Annotated in this window: 23 protein-coding genes; 11 read left to right on the top strand and 12 right to left on the bottom strand. The window is 59.2% G+C overall.

Features of this window, described 5'->3' with window-relative positions; all coding sequences use genetic code 11:
- Positions 1-138: 138 nt before the first annotated feature.
- A complete protein-coding gene (locus tag AB4N47_RS01820; RefSeq protein ID WP_016770565.1) occupies positions 139-330 on the top strand; it encodes a type II toxin-antitoxin system Phd/YefM family antitoxin in 192 nt (63 codons plus the stop codon).
- On the opposite strand, the gene AB4N47_RS01815 is transcribed toward AB4N47_RS01820, so the two are convergent.
- Complete coding sequence (locus tag AB4N47_RS01815; RefSeq protein ID WP_341638848.1) at positions 331-1,512, bottom strand: aspartate aminotransferase family protein; 1,182 nt, start codon at positions 1,510-1,512, stop codon at positions 331-333.
- A 102-nt stretch (positions 1,513-1,614) separates the two neighbouring features.
- Between AB4N47_RS01815 and AB4N47_RS01810 the strand changes: the two genes are divergently transcribed.
- The 3 genes from AB4N47_RS01810 to AB4N47_RS01800 all read left to right on the top strand — a co-directional run bounded on the left by AB4N47_RS01810 (position 1,615) and on the right by AB4N47_RS01800 (position 3,813).
- The gene (locus AB4N47_RS01810) at positions 1,615-2,535 is read left to right on the top strand and encodes a LysR family transcriptional regulator (RefSeq protein WP_122611838.1); all 921 of its coding nucleotides are present in this window, start codon (positions 1,615-1,617) and stop codon (positions 2,533-2,535) included.
- Between the two features lie 38 nt (positions 2,536-2,573).
- Positions 2,574-2,978 carry a GNAT family N-acetyltransferase gene (locus AB4N47_RS01805; protein ID WP_341638847.1) on the top strand — a complete coding sequence of 135 codons (405 nt, stop codon included), beginning with the start codon at positions 2,574-2,576 and terminating at the stop codon, positions 2,976-2,978.
- A 133-nt stretch (positions 2,979-3,111) separates the two neighbouring features.
- Positions 3,112-3,813, top strand: coding sequence for a hypothetical protein (locus tag AB4N47_RS01800; RefSeq protein ID WP_016773307.1), 702 nt, complete (start codon positions 3,112-3,114; stop codon positions 3,811-3,813).
- 70 nt (positions 3,814-3,883) lie between these two features.
- Here the strand turns inward: AB4N47_RS01800 and AB4N47_RS01795 are convergent, their stop codons facing one another.
- The 10 genes from AB4N47_RS01795 to hmpA form a co-directional block, all read right to left on the bottom strand.
- A complete protein-coding gene (locus AB4N47_RS01795; RefSeq protein WP_341638846.1) occupies positions 3,884-4,375 on the bottom strand; it encodes a RidA family protein in 492 nt (163 codons plus the stop codon).
- A 186-nt stretch (positions 4,376-4,561) separates the two neighbouring features.
- Positions 4,562-4,876 (bottom strand): helix-turn-helix domain-containing protein, encoded by a 315-nt coding sequence (locus tag AB4N47_RS01790; RefSeq protein ID WP_041479944.1) that lies wholly within the window; start codon positions 4,874-4,876, stop codon positions 4,562-4,564.
- Positions 4,873-5,217: a toxin gene (locus AB4N47_RS01785; protein WP_130888210.1), complete on the bottom strand. Its 345-nt coding sequence runs from the start codon at positions 5,215-5,217 to the stop codon at positions 4,873-4,875. Before AB4N47_RS01785 ends, AB4N47_RS01790 begins: the two co-directional genes overlap by 4 nt.
- Positions 5,218-5,332: 115 nt before the next feature.
- Positions 5,333-6,220: a heme o synthase gene (cyoE, locus tag AB4N47_RS01780; protein ID WP_016773305.1), complete on the bottom strand. Its 888-nt coding sequence runs from the start codon at positions 6,218-6,220 to the stop codon at positions 5,333-5,335.
- A gap of 10 nt (positions 6,221-6,230) precedes the next feature.
- On the bottom strand, positions 6,231-6,566 hold the full coding sequence (gene cyoD, locus AB4N47_RS01775) for a cytochrome o ubiquinol oxidase subunit IV (RefSeq protein ID WP_011335842.1): 336 nt from the start codon (positions 6,564-6,566) through the stop codon (positions 6,231-6,233).
- Positions 6,566-7,189: a cytochrome o ubiquinol oxidase subunit III gene (gene cyoC / locus AB4N47_RS01770; RefSeq protein ID WP_016773303.1), complete on the bottom strand. Its 624-nt coding sequence runs from the start codon at positions 7,187-7,189 to the stop codon at positions 6,566-6,568. The genes cyoD and cyoC overlap by 1 nt, the downstream gene beginning before the upstream one ends.
- A 3-nt stretch (positions 7,190-7,192) precedes the next feature.
- A complete protein-coding gene (gene cyoB / locus AB4N47_RS01765) occupies positions 7,193-9,223 on the bottom strand; it encodes a cytochrome o ubiquinol oxidase subunit I (RefSeq protein ID WP_039761405.1) in 2,031 nt (676 codons plus the stop codon).
- 3 nt (positions 9,224-9,226) lie between these two features.
- On the bottom strand, positions 9,227-10,168 hold the full coding sequence (gene cyoA, locus AB4N47_RS01760) for a ubiquinol oxidase subunit II (RefSeq protein WP_024014231.1): 942 nt from the start codon (positions 10,166-10,168) through the stop codon (positions 9,227-9,229).
- Between the two features lie 827 nt (positions 10,169-10,995).
- Complete coding sequence (locus tag AB4N47_RS01755; protein WP_016773299.1) at positions 10,996-11,505, bottom strand: disulfide bond formation protein B; 510 nt, start codon at positions 11,503-11,505, stop codon at positions 10,996-10,998.
- A 222-nt stretch (positions 11,506-11,727) separates the two neighbouring features.
- Entirely contained in the window at positions 11,728-12,909 is a 1,182-nt protein-coding gene (gene hmpA / locus AB4N47_RS01750; protein ID WP_341638845.1) for an NO-inducible flavohemoprotein, read from the bottom strand.
- Between the two features lie 163 nt (positions 12,910-13,072).
- On the opposite strand from hmpA, the gene norR reads away from it, so the two are divergent.
- From norR to AB4N47_RS01725, 5 genes are all read left to right on the top strand, one after another.
- Positions 13,073-14,632: a nitric oxide reductase transcriptional regulator NorR gene (gene norR / locus AB4N47_RS01745; protein WP_341638844.1), complete on the top strand. Its 1,560-nt coding sequence runs from the start codon at positions 13,073-13,075 to the stop codon at positions 14,630-14,632.
- A gap of 229 nt (positions 14,633-14,861) precedes the next feature.
- Positions 14,862-15,764 carry a chemotaxis protein CheV gene (locus tag AB4N47_RS01740; protein WP_016773296.1) on the top strand — a complete coding sequence of 301 codons (903 nt, stop codon included), beginning with the start codon at positions 14,862-14,864 and terminating at the stop codon, positions 15,762-15,764.
- A gap of 3 nt (positions 15,765-15,767) precedes the next feature.
- The gene (locus AB4N47_RS01735; RefSeq protein WP_341638843.1) at positions 15,768-16,250 is read left to right on the top strand and encodes a GNAT family N-acetyltransferase; all 483 of its coding nucleotides are present in this window, start codon (positions 15,768-15,770) and stop codon (positions 16,248-16,250) included.
- A 153-nt stretch (positions 16,251-16,403) separates the two neighbouring features.
- Positions 16,404-16,730, top strand: a complete 327-nt coding sequence (locus AB4N47_RS01730; RefSeq protein ID WP_341638842.1) for a hypothetical protein — start codon at positions 16,404-16,406, stop codon at positions 16,728-16,730.
- An 83-nt stretch (positions 16,731-16,813) separates the two neighbouring features.
- Entirely contained in the window at positions 16,814-17,563 is a 750-nt protein-coding gene (locus tag AB4N47_RS01725; RefSeq protein ID WP_341638841.1) for a YkgJ family cysteine cluster protein, read from the top strand.
- A gap of 128 nt (positions 17,564-17,691) precedes the next feature.
- On the opposite strand, the gene AB4N47_RS01720 is transcribed toward AB4N47_RS01725, so the two are convergent.
- A complete protein-coding gene (locus tag AB4N47_RS01720; RefSeq protein WP_016773292.1) occupies positions 17,692-17,931 on the bottom strand; it encodes a hypothetical protein in 240 nt (79 codons plus the stop codon).
- Positions 17,932-18,340: 409 nt separating this feature from the next.
- Between AB4N47_RS01720 and AB4N47_RS01715 the strand changes: the two genes are divergently transcribed.
- Both AB4N47_RS01715 and AB4N47_RS01710 read left to right on the top strand, forming a co-directional pair.
- The gene (locus tag AB4N47_RS01715; protein ID WP_341638840.1) at positions 18,341-19,501 is read left to right on the top strand and encodes an efflux RND transporter periplasmic adaptor subunit; all 1,161 of its coding nucleotides are present in this window, start codon (positions 18,341-18,343) and stop codon (positions 19,499-19,501) included.
- Entirely contained in the window at positions 19,498-22,611 is a 3,114-nt protein-coding gene (locus tag AB4N47_RS01710; RefSeq protein WP_341638839.1) for a multidrug efflux RND transporter permease subunit, read from the top strand. The genes AB4N47_RS01715 and AB4N47_RS01710 overlap by 4 nt, the downstream gene beginning before the upstream one ends.
- Positions 22,612-22,613: the final 2 nt, after the last annotated feature.

Here is a 22,613-nt window from a genome sequence, read left to right as displayed (position 1 = left end):
CAACGGGCACTCCACCTGCTGACAATTACAGCAGATAAGGATTACAAGCCTCTCGGAAACGTCTCCGAAGTGCTTAAGTGATACTGGGCGCAATCACAGTCGACCTCGCTGTGTACCAACCACTCGCAGGCCCACATCATGCAAACCATCACCTTCAGCAAAACCACAGCTCACCTGGCCTTGTCGATGGACCAAGCAACCAATGATCGCGAACCGTTGCTGATTACCAGGCGCGGTGCCGAACCGGTTGTGATGATAGGTCTGACTGACTATGAGTCACTTTTGCGGACAGTCAATTCGCTGTCCTTACCAGACACTCCGCAGCAGTGATTATGCAGATAGGGCTGACGACAACGTCCGCCCGACCCCTCTGACAATCATCCCCACCTCGCGCTCATCAATCGTCAACGGCGGCAGCAACCTGATGGTCTTGCCACGAGTCACGTTGATCAACAAGCCGTGATCCCGCGCAGCGATCAGCGGCAGGTCGCGCACCGGTTGTTTCAGCTCGATGCCGATCATCAGGCCCTGCCCCCGGATTGCCAGCACGTTCGGGTTGTCTGCCAATTCGGCGCGCAAGCGTTCCAGCAGCCGTGCGCCCTGCACCCGCGCATTCTCCAGCAAACCTTGTTCCTCGATGATGTCCAGCACCGTGCAGCCGACCCGGCAGGCCAGTGGATTGCCGCCGAAGGTGCTGCCGTGGCTGCCTGGGGTAAACAGGTCCGCCGCGCGGCCACGGGCCAGGCAGGCGCCAATCGGCACGCCATTGCCGAGGCCTTTGGCCAGGGTCATGACGTCGGGCACGATGCCTTCGTGTTGACAGGCGAACCATTGCCCGGTGCGGCCGATGCCGGTCTGGATTTCATCGAGCATCAGCAGCCACGCGTGGCGATTGCACAGGTCGCGCAGGGCTTTGAGATAACCCGGCGGTGCGACTTGTACGCCACCTTCGCCCTGGATCGGTTCGACCAGAATCGCCCCGATGCGCGCGCCGTGTTTGCGCTGTATTTGCTCCAGCGCGGCGAGATCGCCGAACGGCACTTTGACGAAGTCCCCCGGCAGTTCGTTGAATCCCAGGCGCACTGCCGGGCCATCGCTGGCAGACAGCGTGCCGAGGGTGCGGCCATGGAAAGCGTTGGCCATGACCACCACCAGCGGCTGCTCGACGCCTTTGCGCCAGCCGTACAGGCGCGCCAGTTTCAGTGCCGTCTCGTTCGCTTCAGCGCCGGAGTTGTTGAAAAACGCGCGCTCCATCCCCGACAACGCCGTCAGCCGTTTGGCCAGCTGTAGTTGCCAGTCGATGCTGTACAGGTTTGAGGTGTGCAGCAGCAGCCCCGCTTGCTCGCTGATCGCCGCGACGATGCGCGGATGCGAGTGGCCGACATTGGTCACTGCCACACCGGCAACAGCGTCCAGATATTCGCGCCCCGCCTGATCCCACAGGCGCGTGCCCAGGCCCTTGGTGAAACTCAGGGCCAGTGGTTGGTAGGTGTTCATCAGGGCGGCGGTCATGACGTGAAACTCCATTGCAGGTCGGTGTTTTTGCAGTATGGTTAGCCACCTGAGCTGGATAAACCCGGAAAAACTTCAATCATTTAAAAGCCGAGCTTGATAATGGATTTGTTTCAGTCGATGGGCGTCTACGTCAAAGTGGTCGAAACCGGGAGCATGACGGCCGCCGCTGCGAAGTGCGAAATGTCGACGACGATGGTGGGCAATCATCTGCGCGCGCTGGAGCAACGGCTCGGCGTGCAACTGCTGCAACGCACCACGCGCCGCCAGCGCCTGACCGAATTCGGCAGCGTCTATTATCAGCGCTGCCTGGAAGTGCTCGGCCTGGTGGCCGACTCCGAACGCCTTGCCGAACAAGCGTCGGACGAGCCGCGCGGCTTGCTGCGTATCACTGCGCCACTGACCTTCGGCGTCGAACGACTGACCCCGGCCCTCAGCGAATACTCCTTGCTGTATCCGCAAGTGAAGCTCGACGTGGTACTGACCAACAGCCGTCCGGATCTGCTGGAGAACGGCCTCGATGTCGCATTCCGCCTGGGCAATTTCGACCAATCCAACCTGATCGCCCGCCCCCTGATCGACTACACCCTGACGGTCTGCGCCTCCCCCGACTACATCGCGCGGCGCGGCATGCCGCACACGCCACAGGATTTGCAGCAACACGATTGCCTGTCCTTCGCCTACCCGGCTGGGGATGACTGGCAATCGGTGGAAAAACGCTGGCGTCTGAGCGGCCCGGAAGGTGAAGTCCTCGTCGACGTCAGCGGGCCGATGCTGATCAACAGCTCCGCCGGTCTGCACCAGGCGGCGCGCAACGGCATGGGCATCATGATGCTGCCCGACGCGCTGGTGGAGCAGGATCTGCGCGACGGCAAACTGGTCAGGGTAATGACGGACTACCAACCGCCGAGCAGGCCGATGCATCTGTTGTATGCGCAGGATCGCTATCGATTGCCCAAGCTGAGACGGTTTGTCGAGTTTGCGATGCGTACTTGGGGGAAACCTGACGTCGGCCGGCCGTAATCAATCACGATGGAAATTGATAAGGACTTGAATATCCCATGAACGACAGCCTTACCGTGCGCGACTTGCATCCCGGCGAAACAGAATCGGCGAGGCTGTTTCTCAGCCAGCATGGCTGGGGCCATCGCATTGGCGATGCCGAATCTTTTGCTCGCTTGATTCACAATTCGCAGCGTACAGCTGTTGCGCTCTTGGGCGAGCAAATTGTCGGTTTCGCTCGAGCAATTACCGATGAGGTCTCCAACGGCTATCTGTCTATGGTGGTGGTCGATGACCAGCATCGGCGCAAAGGAATCGGGCGGGCACTGGTGGAGTACGTCATGGGTGACAACCCGGACATCACCTGGGTGCTGCGCGCTGGACGCGAAGGCGCTGAAGCTTTTTTCGCCGGCCTGGGCTTCGAGAAGTCCGTGATTGCCATGGAACGTCAGCGCCGCAAATAGCGCGCAGTGGAAAAATCCCGACCACCAGACCGTTGCTCCGTGACAACGCCGCCCCGCTCCCCTAAATTAGTCGGCCTGAAAAAGACCTCGTGCTTTCTCGCCTCAACTCAAGTTAAAAAGTAGTGAAATTTCAATGTCCGATTTCAACACCGCTGAATCCGTAGTCACCCAGTCGTCCAAAGCGGAATACGAAAACTCCATCAATCTTTCACAACACCTGCCTCAAGCCAAAATCATCAGCGAGATGGTCCTCGACGCGTTCCAGTCGACCCGCGAGAGCGACCAGATCCGCGAATTGCGTGCGGCGATCCGTCAGGCGCATGACAGTTTTGATGACGACAAGGCGTACGAGCTGATGGGCGAACTCAAGCGCCTGAAAGACGCCGAGGCAGCCGACATCGCCGCGCTGGAAGACCTGAGCAGCAAGTTCTCGATCGGGCGCATTCTGTCCAGCTTCAAGGACGATCCGGCGTTTCAGGAAATCGTTTATGGTCTGGCGCTGAAGGTGCTGAATCAGACCCATCAGGCGATCAGCAATCCGAGCGGCGGCAAGAGCAAAGCTGCGAAGAAGAAAGAAGTGGAAATCTTCACCATCAGCAAGGACGGCGCCAGCGTGACCCTGCCAATGCGCACGCCGCGTTCGCGTCTGAATGTTGATCGTGAGGCACTGGAATTCCTCGGTTTCACCTTCGTCGGTGAAGGCGATGAAGCCGAGCTGGAGAGCGAAACCTTCGTCGATAACGCCGGTACGGAACAGGCGGTGAACCGCAAAAACATCATCACCGCCCTGCAGCAGCAAACGGCGTTTGATGGTTACAGCATCGCGGCGCAGTAATCTGCCAAGCACTTGTGAAAAAGCCCCGCGCTGATTGATCAGGCGGGGCTTTTTGTTTGAGGCGGGAACCTCAAGCCGAAGGATGCAACGCCGCAATCATGTCCACTTCAACCGCCGCATTCTTCGGCAACTGATACACGCCGATGGTCGTGCGCGTATGCCGTCCGGCATCGCCCAGCACATGGCTGAACACGTCCGAAGCGCCGTTGGCCACTTCGCTCAGGTCGACAAAGTCAGCAGTCGACTTCACATACACCGTGACACGCAACAACGCGCGAATCTTGTCCAGCGAACCGACCGCATCGACAATCAGCGCCAGGCAACGCATGGCGCTGATGCTCGCCGCGGCTTGCGCATCCTTGAGGTTCAATTCCAGCCCCACGCGACCGGGATACAGGATCTTGCCATTGACCCGCGGCACCATGCCGCTGATGTACAGCTCATCGTGATGACGGATCAGCGGCGCGTAATTGCCACCGGCGGTGTTCTCGCCATAGATGTCGTAGTTGAGTTCTTCGGCCAGGGCGATAAAGCGCTCATCGCAGGTCATCCGTTCGGTCATTGCGCCCAGCCTTTTGATCAATGCACGGGTTAGGACAGTCGACCACCGGGGGATGGCGTGGAGCTACTACTGTCGGGGTTGGATCCAAATCTAGGGTGTTTGCGTAAGTTGTGCAACCAGCGTAGATGGAACAAAAAGCCCCAAACCTTCGGATGCCCCGGACCACAAGCTGATCTTCAGCGGCGCTCAAACAGTGTTCAAGCGCTCAACCATATCTGGAAATTTTTCAACCAGTCGTATCAATAAGGCTGCTTGAGCATTGGGCTTCGACTTTTCCTGCTCCCAATTTCGAAGGGTGTTTGGACTTGTCCTGATTCGACTGGCAAAAACAGCTTGAGACATATGCAGTTTTTCTCGAAGAGCCACAATTTCCTGTGCGCCCACTTCAGGTACAGGCTTGTCCTCAAGCACTGTATTGCGCAGTGTGATCTTGCCCTCGCGTTGAGCCGCCATCTCATCAACGCCCTGCATTAACTCTGCAAACAGGTCGCGTTTTTTCATGGGGTACCTCGTTTTTTCAACTCTTTATCAATGGCTGTCCTGAGTGCCCTCTCCTGCTCGGCAGTCAGCTTCTCAACCTCATCTTTGTCGTAAATGGCGAACATCCAGAACTGACCATCATTCATAAGCCAATAGTAGAGAACCCGCAAGCCGCCCCGTCTTCCCTTGCCACGGCGAGAATCAGCCCAGCGCAGCTTACGGAAGCCACCCGTTCGAGGCATTACATCGCCCGCAAGCGGATTGCTCTGAAGGTAGTTCTGCATTGTTCGATATTCGTCGTCCGTCAGATAGCGGCCAACGCTTGTGGTAAATATCGTGGTTTCAAAAAAGATTGTTCGCATAGTCAAACTATAAGCAGCTTGACTATAGATAGCCTATCAACAAATTGCTGCTCGAATAAACAAAAAACCCCGCACATCTCTCAACGTGCGGGGTTTTTTCTGAAGCTTGCAAACCTTACGGCGCGTACGTCAGCAACAGCTCTGTCGGCACCTTGAAGTCCAGGGACATCATGACGCTCAACGCAGTGATGGTGAAGATCGAGAACACGAACAGCTTGCGTGCCCAGACGGTGTCATCGACTGCCTTGTAGCCGGTCCAGGCCATGTACAGCCAGTACATGCCCATGGCGGCGGCGACGGCGAGGTAGCTCATGCCGGCGTAGCCGCTGAAGGTCAGCATCAAGGTCGCCACGAGGAACGCCAGGATGTAGAGCAGGATGTGCTTCTTCGCCACTTGAATGCCGCGTTTCACTGGCAGCACCGGAATCGATGCGGCCAGGTAATCGTTGAAACGGAAGATCGCGATGGCGTAGGAATGCGGCATCTGCCACAGGCTGAACATCACCAGCAGGGTCAGTGCGGCCATGTCGAAGCTGTTGGTCACGGCAACGTAACCGATCACTGGCGGCATGGCGCCCGACAGACTGCCCACCAGCGTGCCGTGAACCGACTTGCGCTTGAGGTACAGGCTGTAGAAGCCGACGTAGATGATGAAGCCGATTACTGCGAACAAGGCAGCCAACGGGTTGGCCACCTTGTACAACAAGGCAACGCCGAGAACACCCAGAATGGTCGCGTAAACCAGGGCCAGTTTCAGGGAGATGAGGCCCTGGACCAGCACACGGTTCTTGGTGCGTTCCATCTTCAGGTCGATGTCGCGGTCGATGCAGTTGTTGAACACGCAACCGGAGGCCACGACCAGGGAAGTACCGATCATGGCGGCCAGAAACACCGCCAGATCGACATGCCCTTTCGAGGCCAGGAAGAACCCGCCTGCCACAGAAAGCACGTTACCGAAAATGATCCCCGGTTTGGTGATTTGGATAAAGTGCTTGAGCGACATCGGGTCTACCTCACTTCGCCATCATGTACGTGTGGATGCTGAACATGATCCACAGCGACAGGCCAACCAGCAGCACGATCACGATCGCCGTAAAGACGAATGCGATCACGTTGTTACGCTGTGCAATGGAACGGTCCAGATGCAGGAAGTAATACAGGTGAACGATCACCTGGATCACTGCGAACAGCAGAACGATTGCCAGCGTCGTCGACTTCGGCAGGGTCGGGTACATCACCAGACCGAACGGAATGACGGTCAGGATTACCGACAGGATGAAGCCGATGGCGTACGACTTGACGCTGCCGTGGCCAGCATCGTGGCTGTCATGGGAGTGTGCGTTAGCCATTACAGAGTCCCCATCAGGTAAACAACGGTGAAGACGCAGATCCAGACCACGTCCAGGAAGTGCCAGAACAGGCTCAGGCAGCTCAGACGGGTCTTGTTGGTCGACGTCAGGCCATGCTTGTTGACCTGATACATCATGATGCCCATCCAGATCAGACCGGCCGAAACGTGCAGACCGTGGGTACCGACCAGGGTGAAGAACGCCGACAGGAAGCCCGAACGGCTAGGACCGAAGCCCTCGGAGATCAGCAGGTGGAACTCGTTGATCTCCATGGCGATGAAGCCCGCGCCGAGCAGGAAGGTCATGAACAACCAGCCCAGGACTGCCTGCTTCTTGCCCTTGTACAACGCCAGCATGGCGAAGCCGTAGGTGATCGAACTGAACAACAGCAGAGCGGTTTCGCCCAGCACGTATGGCAGTTCGAAGATGTCGTGGCCCGACGGGCCACCGGCAACGTTGTTTACCAGTACTGCGTACACCGCGAAGATCGACGCAAACAGAATGCAGTCGGTCATCAGGTAGAGCCAGAAACCGTATACGGTCATCTCGCCCGAGTCGTGGTGATGGTCATCGTGCCCATGGTCACCATGGGCGTGTCCAACATTGGTCACTAAGTTCGACATGGTTTAAGCCTGTTCCAACGAGGTTTCAACACGGGTGGCATTGGCCGGGATTTTCCCTGCCGCGACCAGACGCTTGTGCTGCTCGGCTTCGATACGCTCGATCGTTTCAACCGGAACCATATAGCCCTGGTCGTCACGTGCAGCGTGGATCACGAAGTAAACGACGGTGCCCACCAGGCTCGCGATCGCCAGCCACCAGATGTGCCAGATCATCGCGAAACCGAAGACGGTCAACAGCGCGCCCATCACCACGCCAGTGGCGGTGTTGTTCGGCATGTGGATCGGCTCGTACTTGGCCGGACGCTGGTACGCAGTACCGTTTTCCTTGGCTTCGGTGAACGGGTCGATGCAGTCAGCCTTAGGCAGCACAGCGAAGTTGTAGAACGGTGGTGGCGACGAGGTCGACCATTCCAGGGTGTGTGCATTCCACGGGTCACCGTGATCGCAAACGTTCTCTGGCTTGTTGCGGTCACGCACACTGACGTACAGCTGAATCAGTTGGCAGGCGATACCGGCAGCAATCATCACCGCACCGAACATGGCAACGTAAAGGTACGGTACCCACTCAGGGTTGGTGGTAGCGTTCAGACGACGGGTCATGCCCATGAAGCCCAGTGCATAGAGCGGCATGAACGCGACGAAGAAGCCCGAGATCCAGAACCAGAACGCTGCTTTACCCCAGCCTTCGTGCAGCTTGAAGCCGAACGCTTTCGGGAAGTAGAACGCGAAGCCAGCGATGTAACCGAATACCGCACCGCCGATGATCACGTTGTGGAAGTGCGCGATCACGAACAGGCTGTTGTGCAGCACGAAGTCAGCACCCGGGATGGCCAGCAGTACGCCGGTCATGCCGCCGATGGCGAAGGTCACCATGAAGCCCAGAGTCCACATTACCTGGCTGGTGAAGCGCAGACGGCCCTGGTAGATGGTGAACAGCCAGTTGAACAGCTTCACACCCGTCGGGATGGAAATCAGCATCGTCGCCAGACCGAAGAAGGCGTTGACGCTCGCACCCGAACCCATGGTGAAGAAGTGGTGCAGCCAGACCATGAAGCCCAGTACCGAGATCGCGCCCGAGGCGTAGATCATCGAGTGGTGGCCGAACAGTTTCTTGCCGGTGAAGGCCGAGATCACTTCCGAGAAGATGCCGAAGGCCGGCAGGATCAGGATGTAAACCTCAGGGTGGCCCCACGCCCAGAACAGGTTGACGTACATCATCGGATTGCCACCAAGTTCATTGGTGAAAATGTGGAAATCCATGTAACGGTCAAGGGTCAGCAGTGCCAGGGTAGCGGTCAGGATCGGGAAGGAAGCCACGATCAGAACGTTTGCCCAGGTGCAGGTCCAGGTGAAGATCGGCATGTCCATCAGTTTCATGCCAGGGGTACGCATCTTCAGTACGGTCGCGAGGAAGTTGACCCCGGTTAACGTCGTACCCAATCCGGATAGCTGTAGCGCCCAGATGTAGTAATCCATACCCACGCCAGGACTGTATTGCAGACCCGACAGCGGCGGATACGCAACCCAACCGGTCTTGGCGAATTCACCTATACCCAGCGACAGGTTGATCAGCACAACGCCGGACACCAGCAGCCAGAAGCTCAGGGAGTTCAGGAACGGGAACGCAACGTCACGCGCGCCGATCTGCAGCGGCACTGCAAGGTTCATCAGGCCGGTGAAGAATGGCATCGCCATGAAGATGATCATGATCACACCGTGAGCGGTGAAGATCTGGTCATAGTGTTCAGGTGGCAGGTAGCCAGGCGAACCCTCGGTGGCCATGGCCAGCTGGGTACGCATCATGATCGCATCGGCAAAGCCGCGCAGCAGCATGACCATGGCGACGATGATGTACATCACGCCGATTTTCTTGTGGTCGACCGAAGTCAGCCACTCGGTCCACAGGTACGTCCACTTCTTGAAGTAAGTGATCGCAGCGAACAGCGCCAGACCACCGAGGGCGATCATGGCGATGGTCACCATCACGATCGGCTCGTGGAATGGGACTGCTTCCCAACTTAATTTACCAAACATCGTTTACTCCTCTGCCCCGGCAGCTGAATGCGAACCCGCGTCAATATCCGTGGCCGCCACTTCTTTCTCTTTCTTCTCGTGCTTCAGCGGCTTGCCCGGCTTCATACCTTCGTACTTGTCGACGATGATCTGGAACTGGTTCGGCGTGACCGACGAGTAGAGTTCGACTGGGTTGTTCTGGCTCGGTTTGGCCAGGGCCGCGTATTCAGCCTGATCAAGCTGTTTAGGCGACTTCTTGACTTCACTTACCCAGGCGTCGAAATCTTCCTGAGTGGTGGAGATAGCCTTGAATTTCATACCGGTGAAACCGGCACCGCTGTAGTTGGCGGAGATACCGTCCATTTCAGCGTTGCGGTCAGCGATCAGGTGCAGCTTGGTCTGCATGCCCGCCATCGCGTAGATCTGGCCGCCCAGGCCCGGGATGAAGAACGAGTTCATCACGGCATCGGAGGTGATCTTGAAGTTGATTGGCGTGTGCGCCGGGAACACGATCTTGTTGACCGTGGCAATGCCTTGTTCCGGGTAGATGAACAGCCACTTCCAGTCCAGCGCGACGACTTCGATGGTCACAGGCTTGACGTCAGACTCGATCGGACGATACGGGTCCAGCTCGTGAGTCGAGATGTAAGTGATGTAGCCCAGGGCGATGATGATCAGCACCGGGATGGTCCATACGGCCACTTCGATCTTGGTCGAGTGCGACCACTTCGGCGTGTACACGGCGTTCTTGTTCGAAGCGCGGTACTTCCAGGCAAACAGGAAGGTCATGACGATGACCGGCACGACGACCAACAGCATCAGCAGCGTGGCGGTGATGATCAGGTTGCGCTGTTCCAGGCCGACCTGGCCCGTTGGATTGAGCAAGGTCATGTTGCAGCCTCCCAGCAACAACGTGCCGAGCAGCGGCACTAGGCCTAGTAATCTGGGGTACCTGTTTTTACTCATCTCACGACCTCTAAAGCAGCTTGCGCAATGCAGTTGGGTTTTGATCGCCAACACTTCACCCTGCCAAGGGTTGGCATTTTCTTTGGATTGAATAAGGGCCGCCCGTCGCGCGTCACACGCTCGACAAAACCTTGGGACAGCGTTCAGTTCTTATTCGAATTCGTGGTCAAAGGCCTTGTTACAGACCAATTCCATTTGGTGCGGAAAATTGGAAAGGCACCGACACCAGGGTGTCTCGAAAACCTCGCGGCTCGCTCGACACCCGACCTCCTGATCAGTTCCTTGATAAAGGCTGAACAGCGTCGGGAATTCAGTGCGGGCGATTGTAGATAGGTAGCGCCCTATACACCATGTCTTATCCCGAAATAATTTTTATCACTCAGAGCAACAATCCATCGCCATTTTTGCAAAAGTTGCGCAAGTTATCGAAAGCGTTTCTCAATAAAAGCGGCAAAATCCGCCAGCGTAACCGCCTCAAATCAGACAGCTCTGCACCCGATCTACAAACGCTGGAGCGGCGCAAAGCCCGATGTTCCAAGGGCTTCGCCCATCTGCCGGCGCCTGTTAAAACTGCCTGCTCTAGTACGTCCGTGCTCAAGCCCGAAAACACTAAAACTGGCCAATGTTTTTATGTAACAGGCGGCCAATCCGCCGCATCCCGAGTCCCTGCGACAGCCCCTGTGTGACAACATGTCGCACATTTGCCGCACGCTTCATTGCCGTTCGTCACGGTGTTTTCACAAACGCTCTGAAATGCAAAACGCCCCGATTTTCAGCAGCGAAAACCGGGGCGTTTTGTTTATCGGCAGCTCTGCCGAGAAGTTGACTCAGCGCAGCGCTTTTCGATTACGCGAGGTCAGCAACGGCACCAGAATGACCACCAGCACGAACGCCACCAGCGCCCATTGCGCGAGCGACAGGCCGAGGATCGGCGGATACGGCGTCGAGCAGAAACCGTCAACCTGGAAGCCCAGCGGGAAGATCTTCGCCAGCGGCAGATCATCGACAATCGGCTGCAGCACATCGACGCCACAGCTCACCGCCGGATAGAACTGCGTATAGACGTGATGCCCGGCCACACCAGCCCCGGCGATCGCACAGATCACCACCAGCGTCTCGAACACGGTGATGCTGCGACGGCTGCGCATGCCCGCACCGATAAAGGCGAACAGTGCAATCAGCAACAATGCATAGCGCTGCAGAATGCACAGTGGGCAAGGTGCTTCGCCGAGCACGACCTGCATGTAAAGTGCGCCGCCGATCAACGCCAGGCAGATGATCCCCAGCAACACCAGATAGCGCCGCTCACGCCCCAACCGCATCGTTTCCTCGCTCATTGCCTTTCCTTTGTAAGTCCATGGTCCAGCCGGCCGGCGGCTGAAATTGTCGCAAGTCTACACCGGGGCAATAAACGATAGAGCGGTTAAGGAATGATTAACCAACATGGCTTTGCGGCGCGCAGAAGATTCGCGAGCAGGCTCGCTCCCACAATGGAACTGCGTCGAACGCAAATCCGGTGGGAGCGAGCCTGCTCGCGAACGAGACAACTCGGTTTCAGCTCACTCGAGAGCAGCAGCCGGGCCGAAGAACTCGTAACGGCTCTGTTTCTCCGGAACGCCCAACGCTTTCAGATGCCGCTTGATCGCGCCCATGAACCCTTTAGGCCCGAGGAAGTACGCATCGACATCACGCTGCGCCGGCAGCCACTCGCCGAGCAGTTCTTCGTTGAGCAGGCCAACCTTGTCCGCCGCCGGGCTGACGCCATCTTCTTCGGCGTAGCAATAGAAGCGCTTGAGTTGCGGATGACGCGCCGCCAGCCCATCGACCCAGTCACGGAATGCGTGGACGCTGCCATTGCGTGCGCAGTGGATAAAGTGCACAGGACGTTCGGTGGCCAGCGCGGCTTCCAGCATCGCCAGCGTCGGGGTGATACCGACGCCGCCACTGATCAGCACCAGTGGTTTGTCGCTGGCCGCCAGGGTGAATTCGCCCGACGGCGGGAACAGTTGGATGCTTGAGCCGACGTGCAGTTGATCATGCAGGTAGTTGGATGCGCGGCCATTCGGTTCACGCTTGACGCTGATGCGGTACTGACCGTTATTGGCCAGTGCCGAGAGCGAATAGTTGCGACGGATTTCTTCGCCGTCTAGGGTCAGCTTCATGCCGATGTACTGACCCGGTTCGGCCGCAAGAATCTGCCCTTTGTCTGCTGGTTCGAAGTAGAACGAGGTGATTTCGGCGCTCTCCTGCACCTTCGCTGCGACGATGAATTCCCGCGCACCGCGCCAGCCGCCGACAGCGTGTTCCTTCTGGTCATAGATCGCGGTTTCGGCGCCGATCAGGATGTCGGCCAGTTGCCCGTACGCAGCGCCCCAGGCACTCATCACCTCAGGCGTGGCGATCTCTTCGCCGAGCACTTCGGAAATGGCGCGCAGCAGGCAGGTGCCGACGATCGGGTAATGCTCCGGCAGAATCTGCAGGGCGACGTGTTTGTTGATGATCTTCGCCACCAGATCGCCCAACTGGTCGAGCTGATCGATGTGCCGGGCGTACATCAGCACGCCGTTGGCCAAGGCACGCGGCTGATCGCCACTGGCCTGATGCGCTTGGTTGAACAGCGGGCGCACTTGCGGGTATTCGGAGAGCATCATGCGGTAGAAATGCGTGATCAACGCCTCGCCGCCGCTTTCCAGCAGAGGCACGGTGGATTTGATGATGGCACGATCCTGGACGCTAAGCATAAGGTGACTCCTGCGCTTTCTTGAAAGATTGCCTTAGGCATATCAGCTTTCGTGCCAACTAATTAATCCATTAAATTCAACGACTTGAGGCATTAGTAGTCATTTAGACACAAATGAACGTATAGTCATCGCGACTACACCTTGTCTCTTTGACTACATACCCATGACCGCCAAATCCTTGCTTACCGCCCTGCTGCCTCTGGTCGCCGACCTCTCCCGCGAACTGCCCGAAGGTGAGCGCTATCGGCGTTTGCTCGAGGCCATGCGCGCCTTGTTGCCCTGCGATGCCGCCGCGTTGTTGCGTCTGGATGGCGAATCATTGGTGCCGCTGGCGGTGGATGGCTTGAGTACCGACACCCTCGGCCGGCGCTTCAAGGTCAGCGAGCATCCGCGTTTTGAAATCCTGCTGGCCGGCGCCGGGCCGACGCGCTTCGCTGCCGACAGCGACTTGCCCGATCCTTACGACGGTTTGGTCGATGGCCTCGACGATCATCTTGAAGTTCACGACTGCCTCGGCTGTCCTTTATTCGTCGATGAAAAACTCTGGGGCCTGATCACCCTCGACGCACTGGACCCGGAGCGTTTCGAGCCGATCGAACTCGACGCCCTGCAAGCCTTCGCCAGCCTCGCCTCGGCCACGGTCAACGCCGCCGAACGCATCGAACGTCTAGCCACCCGCGCCGAAGACGAGCATCAGCGCGCCGAGGTCTACCGTCAGGCCAGCGGTCAGCAGCACCGCGAAATGATCGGCCAGAGCAAGGCGCATAAACGTTTGGTGGAAGAAATCAATCTGGTCGGCGGCAGTGATCTGACTGTTCTGATCACCGGCGAAACCGGCGTCGGTAAAGAACTGGTCGCCCAGGCCATCCACGCCGCCTCCGCGCGCGCCGACAAACCGATCATCAGCCTCAATTGCGCCGCCCTGCCCGACACGCTGGTGGAAAGCGAACTGTTCGGCCACGTGCGCGGCGCCTTCACCGGCGCCACCAGCGACCGGCGTGGCAAGTTCGAACTGGCCAATGGCGGCACGCTGTTTCTTGATGAAGTCGGCGAGCTGTCGCTGACAGTCCAGGCGAAGTTGCTGCGCGTATTGCAGAGCGGTCAATTGCAGCGCCTGGGCTCGGACAAGGAGCACCAGGTCGACGTGCGTCTGATTGCCGCGACCAATCGCGATCTGGCCGAAGAAGTGCGCAGCGGTCGCTACCGTGCCGACTTTTATCACCGCTTGAGCGTGTACCCGCTGCGGGTGCCGGCCCTACGCGATCGCGGGCGCGACGTGTTGCTGCTCAGTGGTTTCTTTCTCGAGCAGAACCGCTCGCGCATGGGCCTCAATAGCCTGCGTTTGAACAGTGATGCTCAGGAAGCGCTGCTGGCCTACACCTGGCCGGGGAATGTCCGGGAGCTGGAGCATTTGATCGGGCGCAGTGCGCTGAAGGCGCTGGGTAACTGCAAAGTGCGGCCGAAGATTTTGAGTCTGAGCGCGGCGGATCTGGATTTGCCCCGTGAGGTTGTGGATAACGTGATTGCGCCTGCCAACCCTGACTTGGTCAACGTGCTGCCGATAATCAGCGGGGATCTGCGCAGTGCCACCGATGAGTTTCAGCGGCGCCTGATCATTGCAGCGCTGGAGCGTCACCAGGATAACTGGGCGAGTGCGGCGCGGGAGTTGGGGGTGGATCGGGCGAATCTTGGGCGGATGGCCAAGCGTTTGGGCATGAAATAACCGCGCCATGTAGCTTGCTTGATGACCTGTGGCGAGGGGATTTATCCCCGTTGGACTGCGCAGCGGTCCCGTCTTTTGCGGCCGCTACGCGACCCAACGGGGATGAATCCCCTCGCCACAGATGTTTTTTGTCCAGCCAACAACTGAGCTAAAGCCCAACCTTCTGACGCCGATAACACGGCATCAAAGGTTTCTGGCGATTTACACTCTCGCCCCACAGAAGGTTCTTATGTCCTCCACCAAAGCCCGCGCAGATTCACTTTCGCTTCTGCTGTTTACCTTGCGCAGCGGCAAGCTGATGGCGATCAACCTGCTGAAAGTCAGTGAAATCATCCCCTGCCCGCCGCTGACCAAGCTGCCGGAGTCGCACCCGCACGTCAAAGGCATCGCCTCCCTGCGCGGTGCATCGCTGTCGGTGATCGACCTCAGCCGCGCGATCGGCGAGCGGCCGCTGGAAGATCCCAACGGTGGCTGCCTGATCGTCACCGATGTCAGCCGTTCCAAGCAGGGTCTGCATGTGCAGGCGGTGAGCAAGATCGTCCATTGCCTGACCACCGACATCAAGCCGCCACCGTTCGGCTCCGGCGGCTCGCGCGCCTACATCACCGGCGTGACCTCGGTGGACGGTACGCTGGTGCAGGTGCTGGATATCGAAAAAGTCATCCACAGCATCGCCCCGGCGCAGATCGAAATGGCGCCCACCGACCTGACCATGGAAGACGCCGAAGTGCTCGGCAACGCGCGCATTCTGGTGGTCGACGACAGCCAGGTGGCCCTGCAGCAATCGGTGCACACCCTGCGCAATCTGGGCCTGCAATGCCACACCGCGCGCAGTGCCAAGGAAGCCATCGACTGCCTGCTCGACCTGCAAGGCACCGCGCAGCAGATCAACCTGATCGTCTCCGACATCGAAATGTCGGAAATGGACGGCTACGCCTTCACCCGAACCCTGCGCGAGACCCCGGACTTTGCTCACCTGTACGTGCTGCTGCACACCTCCCTCGACAGCGCGATGAACAGTGAAAAGGCCCGGCTGGCCGGTGCCAATGCGGTGCTGACCAAGTTCTCCTCACCGGAGCTGACCCAACGCCTGATCGAAGCCGCCAAGCACGTCGCGGCCAACGGGCACTGAGTCTTGGCCGAGACTTTTTGCTTTCTGCTGCGCCGCGACTTGAGTGGGGTTCTGCCGGATGCGCAGTGGCCGGAGGGGATTGAGTTGTCCGTCTACCGCGAGGAGCTGGCGCCGGCAGTGCATCAGCTGATGCAGCTCGGACAGCTGGAAGGTGGCGGTCGAGTGCCGTCACTGCACGACTGGCGTCAGCGCTTTGCCAGCGACCCTGAATACGATCCAGCATTGTGTTTCGTGGCCTGCGATGCCGAGGGCGTGGTGGGCGTGGCGCAGTGCTGGACCAGTGCGTATATCAAGAGTCTGGTGGTGCATCCACGAATGCAGGGCCGGGGCCTTGGGCGGGCGTTGTTGCTGCATGCCTTCAGCGTCTTTCAACAGCGAGGCGAGGGGTTTGTCGATTTGCGGGTTCTGGAGGACAACCTGCGGGCGCGGCGGTTGTATGAGAGTGTCGGGATGTATGTGGTCCGCCGGGAATTGGTGCCGGACTGATCAAAGTCAAAAGATCGCAGCCTCCGGCAGCTCCTACAGGAAACCGCATTTCCATGTAGGAGCTGCCGAAGGCTGCGATCTTTTAGCGGTGCCCCAGGCAACAAAACTCTTCAGGCAGACTCAAACCTTGGCCATAACCAAGGATGCCCAACCATGAAAGCCTTCACCCTGGCCCTGCTCAGCCTCACCGCCCTGGCCTCCCAGGCCCACGCCTCCAGCCCCGACGCCTGGGCCGCTTACGACAAGACCGTGCTCGCCAGTTGCACCAAGGCCAGCGGTCTGAAAAACGTCAAACCGGTCGGCACACCTGCGCAATTCGACGACCGCGTCGGTTACACCGCCGTTCTGCTGCAAGGCCAATACCCGCAAAAACACATGAAAGGCCAGCAAGGCAGCGAGCTGTGCCTGTACAACAAACAGTCGAAAACCGCGTACGTCACCGAGTGGGATGCGATTCGCCCGGTCACGAAAACCCACTGAGTGGCGCAGTCCTTGCTTCGATCCGGTTCTGTGCGATGGTTTTCTGCCGTCGTTTCACACCCTGATTGAAGACAGATCGCTCAATGAATACGACGTTTTCCTGCGTAGGTTGCGGCAAATGCTGTACCGATCACCATGTCCCGCTGACGCTCGCCGAGGCCCGCATGTGGGCGGCGGATGGCGGTCAGGTGATCGTGCTGGTCGAGGCGTTTCTCGGCAATGGCCTGGGCCTGCCGGCGCAGCAGCGCGAACATGCCGAGCGCCGTTCGGCAGTGGTCCGCAGTGGCACTGCCGATGCTCATGTGGCGATCACCTTTGCCGCCTACAACGTCGGCCCCTGCCGGAATCTTGACGACGACAAGCGCTGCCGAATCTACGAGCGGCGCCCGCTGGTGTGCCGGATTTACCCGGCGGAAATCAATCCGCACATCCCGCTCAATCCAGCTGCCAAGGATTGCCCGCCAGAGTCCTGGGAGCAGGGGCCGGAGCTGATTGTGGGCGGTGAGTTGGTTGATCGGGAACTGGTTGAGCTGATCCAGCGTTCGCGTCAGGCGGATCGGGATGACATCAAACTCAAAGATGCGATCTGCGCAACGTTGGGGATTCGCACCACGGCGCTCAAGGGCGACGGGTTCACCGCGTACTTGCCGAACATGGATGCCTTTGCGGCAGTGATCGACCAGGTGAGCGCGCAACCGCTGGCGGCGCGAACCAGTGAATGGCTGTTTCATTTGTCCGGCGATGATGTCGCCGGGCAAGTGCTGGCTGCGGGCGGGCAAGTAGTGACGGAACCGGCGCAGACTTATGCGTTCATTTCATTGCGCGCGGCTTGATCTGATATTTGTGCTGTAGCGGCTGTCGCTTTCGCGAGCAGGCTCGCTCCCACAGGTTTGGGTTCTACACAAATCCAATGTGGGAGCGAGCCTGCTCGCGAAGAGGCCGCCACCATCACTTTCCGATGTCAGCGCTTGCCCATCGACCGACGCGTACCCGGCGGCGCCATGCCCGGGGTTTTGGTATGGCCATTCTTCGCGCCATTCTTGTACCACGGCTGATTCGAGCCTTTCGCCGAAGCCAGCTCGCCCGGCTTGAACGGGAACTTGAACGCCGGAATCTCGGCCTTGGTTTCGCTGGCGTCAGCCACTTCAGCCGGGACGTCGCTCACAGCGTCGTCAACCGGCGGTTGGGTCGGGGAAGTCATAAAAGCTCCGGGAACAAAAAGTCGGCCCGATCAGTGAGCCGCAAAGGCGCGCAGTATACCTGTGCGCTCTGGCTCGGCATCTGAAGATTTGCGCGATGCGCTGAACGGTTTTCCCCTCACCCTAACCCACTCCCGAGGGAGAGGGGACAGACCGAGGTGTTTACTCGAGGTTCGCCGACACGGGATACCGAGTCGAACTCAGGTTCGAAAAGCCCACAAATCGGCTCCCTCTCCTTGGGGAGAGGGCTGGGGTGAGGGGCGAATCCAACACAAGACCATCGCCGCACATTGCTACTCCCCATCTATCCAAACGAAACTGACAATCCTGACAGCCAGCCGTCACCCTGCCGACCGCCTGACCGGTTTATAACTGGTCAATCTGCCCAAACTCCAGACTTCGGCGCCGCGCATGTCCATCCAGAAAACTAAAATCCTGCTGGCCACTCTCCTGATTCTGCTGGCAGCCGCCGGCCTGTGGTTCGCGCTCAAGCCAGCGCCGACCAAACTGGCCAGTCCGACCGCCATCCCGGTACGCGTCGTAACGGTCAGCGCCAAAGACGTGCCGCGTTACACCAGCGGCATCGGCTCGGTGCTGTCGCTGCACAGCGTGGTGGTGCGCCCGCAGATCGACGGGATCCTGACGAAGATCTTGGTCAAGGAAGGTCAAGTGGTCAAAGCAGGCGACCTGCTCGCGACCATCGACGACCGCTCGATCCGCGCCAGCCTCGATCAGGCCCGGGCGCAGTTGGGGGAGAGTCAGGCGCAGTTGCAGGTCGCGCTGGTCAATCTCAAGCGCTACAAACTGCTCAGCGTCGATGACGGCGTATCGAAACAGACCTTCGACCAGCAACAGGCCTTGGTCAATCAGCTCAAAGCCACCGCGCAAGGCAATCAGGCCTCGATCGATGCGGCGCAGGTGCAACTGTCCTACACGCAGATTCGCTCCCCGGTCACCGGGCGCGTCGGTATTCGTACGGTCGATGAAGGCAACTTCCTGCGCATGACCGACACCCAGGGCCTGTTCACCGTCACGCAGATCGACCCGATCGCCGTCGAGTTCTCCCTGCCGCAGCAGATGCTGCCGACCCTGCAGAGTCTGATCAGCGATCCGCAACGCGCCCCGGTCAAGGCCTACATCGGAGCCGATACTGATGGCGAAACCGGCAATCTGCTCGGCGAAGGTCAGCTGACCCTGATCGACAATCAGATCAACGCCAACACTGGCACCATCCGCGCCAAGGCCGAATTCGCCAATGCCAGCCAGAAGCTCTGGCCGGGTTTGCTGGTGACGGTAAAAATTCAGACCGCTGTGGATAAAGATGCGCTGGTGGTTCCGCCCACCGTCGTACAGCGTGGCCTCGAACAACACTTTGTTTACCGCGTGAAGGACGACAAGGTCGAGGCGGTGCCGGTGCAAATGGTTTATCAGGGCAGCGGCCAGGACATCATCAAAGGTGTCAACGCTGGTGACGTGCTGGTGACCGACGGCCAGTCGCGACTCAAACCGGGCTCGAGCGTGCAAGTCATGAGCGAGCCAGCGCAAGTGGTGCAGGCGGAGCCGAAGCCATGAACTCGCACAAGGGCATCTCGACCTGGTGCATCGATCACCCGGTGGCGACGATTTTGCTGACGTTCGCTCTGGTACTGGTCGGCGTAATTGCCTTCCCGCGTTTGCCGATTGCGCCACTGCCGGAAGCGGAATTTCCTACGATTCAAGTGTCGGCGCAGTTACCCGGCGCCAGTCCCGACACCATGGCGTCCTCGGTGGCGACGCCGCTGGAGGTGCAATTCAGCGCCATCCCCGGCATGACCCAGATGACCTCCAGCAGCGCGCTGGGCTCAACTCTGCTGACCCTGCAATTTACCCTCGATAAAAGCATCGACACCGCCGCTCAGGAAGTACAGGCGGCAATCAACACCGCCGCCGGTAAGTTGCCCAAAGACATGCCGACGCTGCCAACGTGGAAGAAGGTTAACCCGGCCGACAGCCCGGTGCTGATCCTCAGTGTCAGCTCGACACAGATGCCCGGCACCGAACTCAGCGACCTGGTGGAAACCCTGCTCTCGCGTCAGATCAGTCAGGTCGACGGCGTCGGCCAGATCAACATCACCGGTCAGCAACGCCCGGCGATTCGCGTACAAGCCTCGGCGGACAAACTCGCGGCCATCGGCCTGACGCTGGCCGACATTCGGCTGGCGATCCAGCAAACCAGTCTTAATCTGGCCAAAGGTGCGCTGTACGGCGAATCGAGCATCTCGACGCTGTCGACCAACGACCAGCTGTTCCACCCCGAGGACTACAGCGAGCTCATCGTTTCCTACAAGGATGGCGCCCCGGTTCACCTGCGCGATGTCGCCAAAGTCGTCAACGGTGCGGAAGATGCCTACGTGCAGGCGTGGGCCGGAGATCGCCCCGGCGTGAATCTGGTGATTTTCCGCCAGCCCGGCGCCAACATTGTTGAAACCGTCGACCGCATTCAGGCCGCCCTGCCCGGCCTCGAAGCGATGCTGCCGGCCTCGGTGCAGGTGAAAACCCTGATTGACCGCACGCAGACCATTCGCGCCTCGCTGCATGAGGTGGAAATCACTTTGCTGATCGCGATCCTGCTGGTGGTCGCGGTGATGGCGCTGTTCCTGCGGCAGTTATCGGCGACGCTGATTGTTTCGGCGGTGCTCGGCGTCTCGCTGATCGCCAGTTTCGCCCTGATGTACATCCTCGGCTTCAGCCTGAACAACCTGACGCTGGTGGCGATCGTCGTCGCGGTCGGCTTCGTCGTGGACGATGCGATCGTGGTGGTGGAAAACATCCATCGCCATCTCGAGGCCGGCGATGACATGCGCGAGGCGGCGATCAAGGGGGCCGGCGAGATTGGCTTCACCGTCGTTTCGATCAGTTTCTCACTGGTGGCGGCGTTCATTCCGCTGCTGTTCATGGGCGGTGTAGTCGGGCGGCTGTTCAAGGAATTCGCCCTGACCGCGACTTCGACGATCATGATTTCCGTGGTGGTGTCGCTGACCCTGGCGCCAACCCTTGCCGCGCTGTTTATGCGTAAGCCGGTACATCACGCCAACGCCAAACCCGGTTTCAGCGAACGCCTGCTCGGCTGGTACGAAAAGGGCCTGCGCCGCGCCCTCGATCATCAGAAATTGATGATTGGTGTGTTCGGCTTATCTTTGGCGCTGGCTGTTGCCGGTTACATCTTTATTCCCAAGGGTTTCTTTCCGGTGCAGGACACCGGTTTTGTCCTCGGCACCACCGAAGCCGCTGCGGATATCTCCTACGGCGACATGGTGAAAAAACACTTGGCGATGGCCGAAATCGTTGCAGCCGATCCGGCGGTGCAGGCGTTCTCGCACTCGGTCGGGGTTTCCGGCAGCAACCAGACCATCGCCAACGGGCGCTTCTGGATCGCCCTGAAAAAACGTGGCGATCGCGATGTCAGCGCCAGCCAGTTCATCGACCGCATCCGCCCGCAACTGATGAAAGTCCCCGGCATCGTCCTGTATCTGCGCGCCGGGCAGGACATCAACCTAAGCTCCGGCCCCAGCCGTGCGCAGTACCAATACGTACTCAAGAGCAACGACGGCGCGACCCTCGCCACCTGGACCCAGCGCCTGACCGAAAAACTGCGCAGCAATCCGGCATTCCGCGACATATCCAATGACCTGCAACTGGGCGGCAGCATCACTCACATCAGCATCGACCGCAGCGCCGCCGCGCGTTTCGGCCTGACCGCCAGCGATGTCGACGAGGCGCTGTACGATGCATTCGGCCAACGGCAGATCAATGAATTCCAGACCCAGGTCAACCAGTACAACGTGATTCTGGAACTGGATACCAAACAGCGCGGCAAGGCCGAAAGCCTCAACTATTTCTACCTGCGCTCGCCACTGAGCGGCGAGATGGTGCCGCTGTCGGCGCTGGCAAGGTTTGACGCGCCAACCATCGGCCCGCTGTCGATTGCTCACGACGGCATGTTCCCCGCCGCCAACATGTCATTCAACCTCGCCCCTGGCGTGGCATTGGGCGATGCGGTGATTCAGCTCAACCAGGCCAAGGCCGAGATCGGCATGCCCACCGCGATCAGCGGCAATTTCCAGGGTGCAGCGCAGGCGTTCCAGAGTTCGCTGGCCAGCCAGCCGTGGCTGATTCTGGCGGCGCTGGTGGCGGTGTACATCATTCTCGGCGTGCTTTATGAAAGCTTCGTGCATCCGCTGACGATCATTTCGACCCTGCCGGCGGCAGGCCTCGGCGCGGTGATCATGCTGTGGATCTGCGGCCAGGACTTTTCGATCATGGCGTTGATCGGCCTGGTGCTGCTGATCGGTATCGTCAAGAAGAACGGCATTCTGATGATCGACTTCGCGCTCGAGGCGCAGCGCCAGCGTGGTTTGACGCCGCAGGAGGCGATTTTCGAAGCGTGCATCACCCGGTTCCGGCCGATCATCATGACCACCCTCGCCGCCCTGCTCGGTGCGTTGCCGCTGATGCTCGGTTACGGCACCGGCGCTGAACTGCGCCAGCCGTTGGGCATTGCCGTGGTCGGCGGTTTGCTGGTCAGCCAGATGCTGACGCTGTTCACCACGCCGGTCATATACTTATGGCTCGAGCGGCTGTTTCACCGGCACTCACACCCACCAGCCCCAACGCCCGCAACGGCACTGGCGACCACAGACTGAGG

The sequence above is a fragment of the Pseudomonas sp. S3_G06 genome (assembly GCF_054667565.1).
This window is presented reverse-complemented; position numbering and strand designations above follow the sequence as displayed.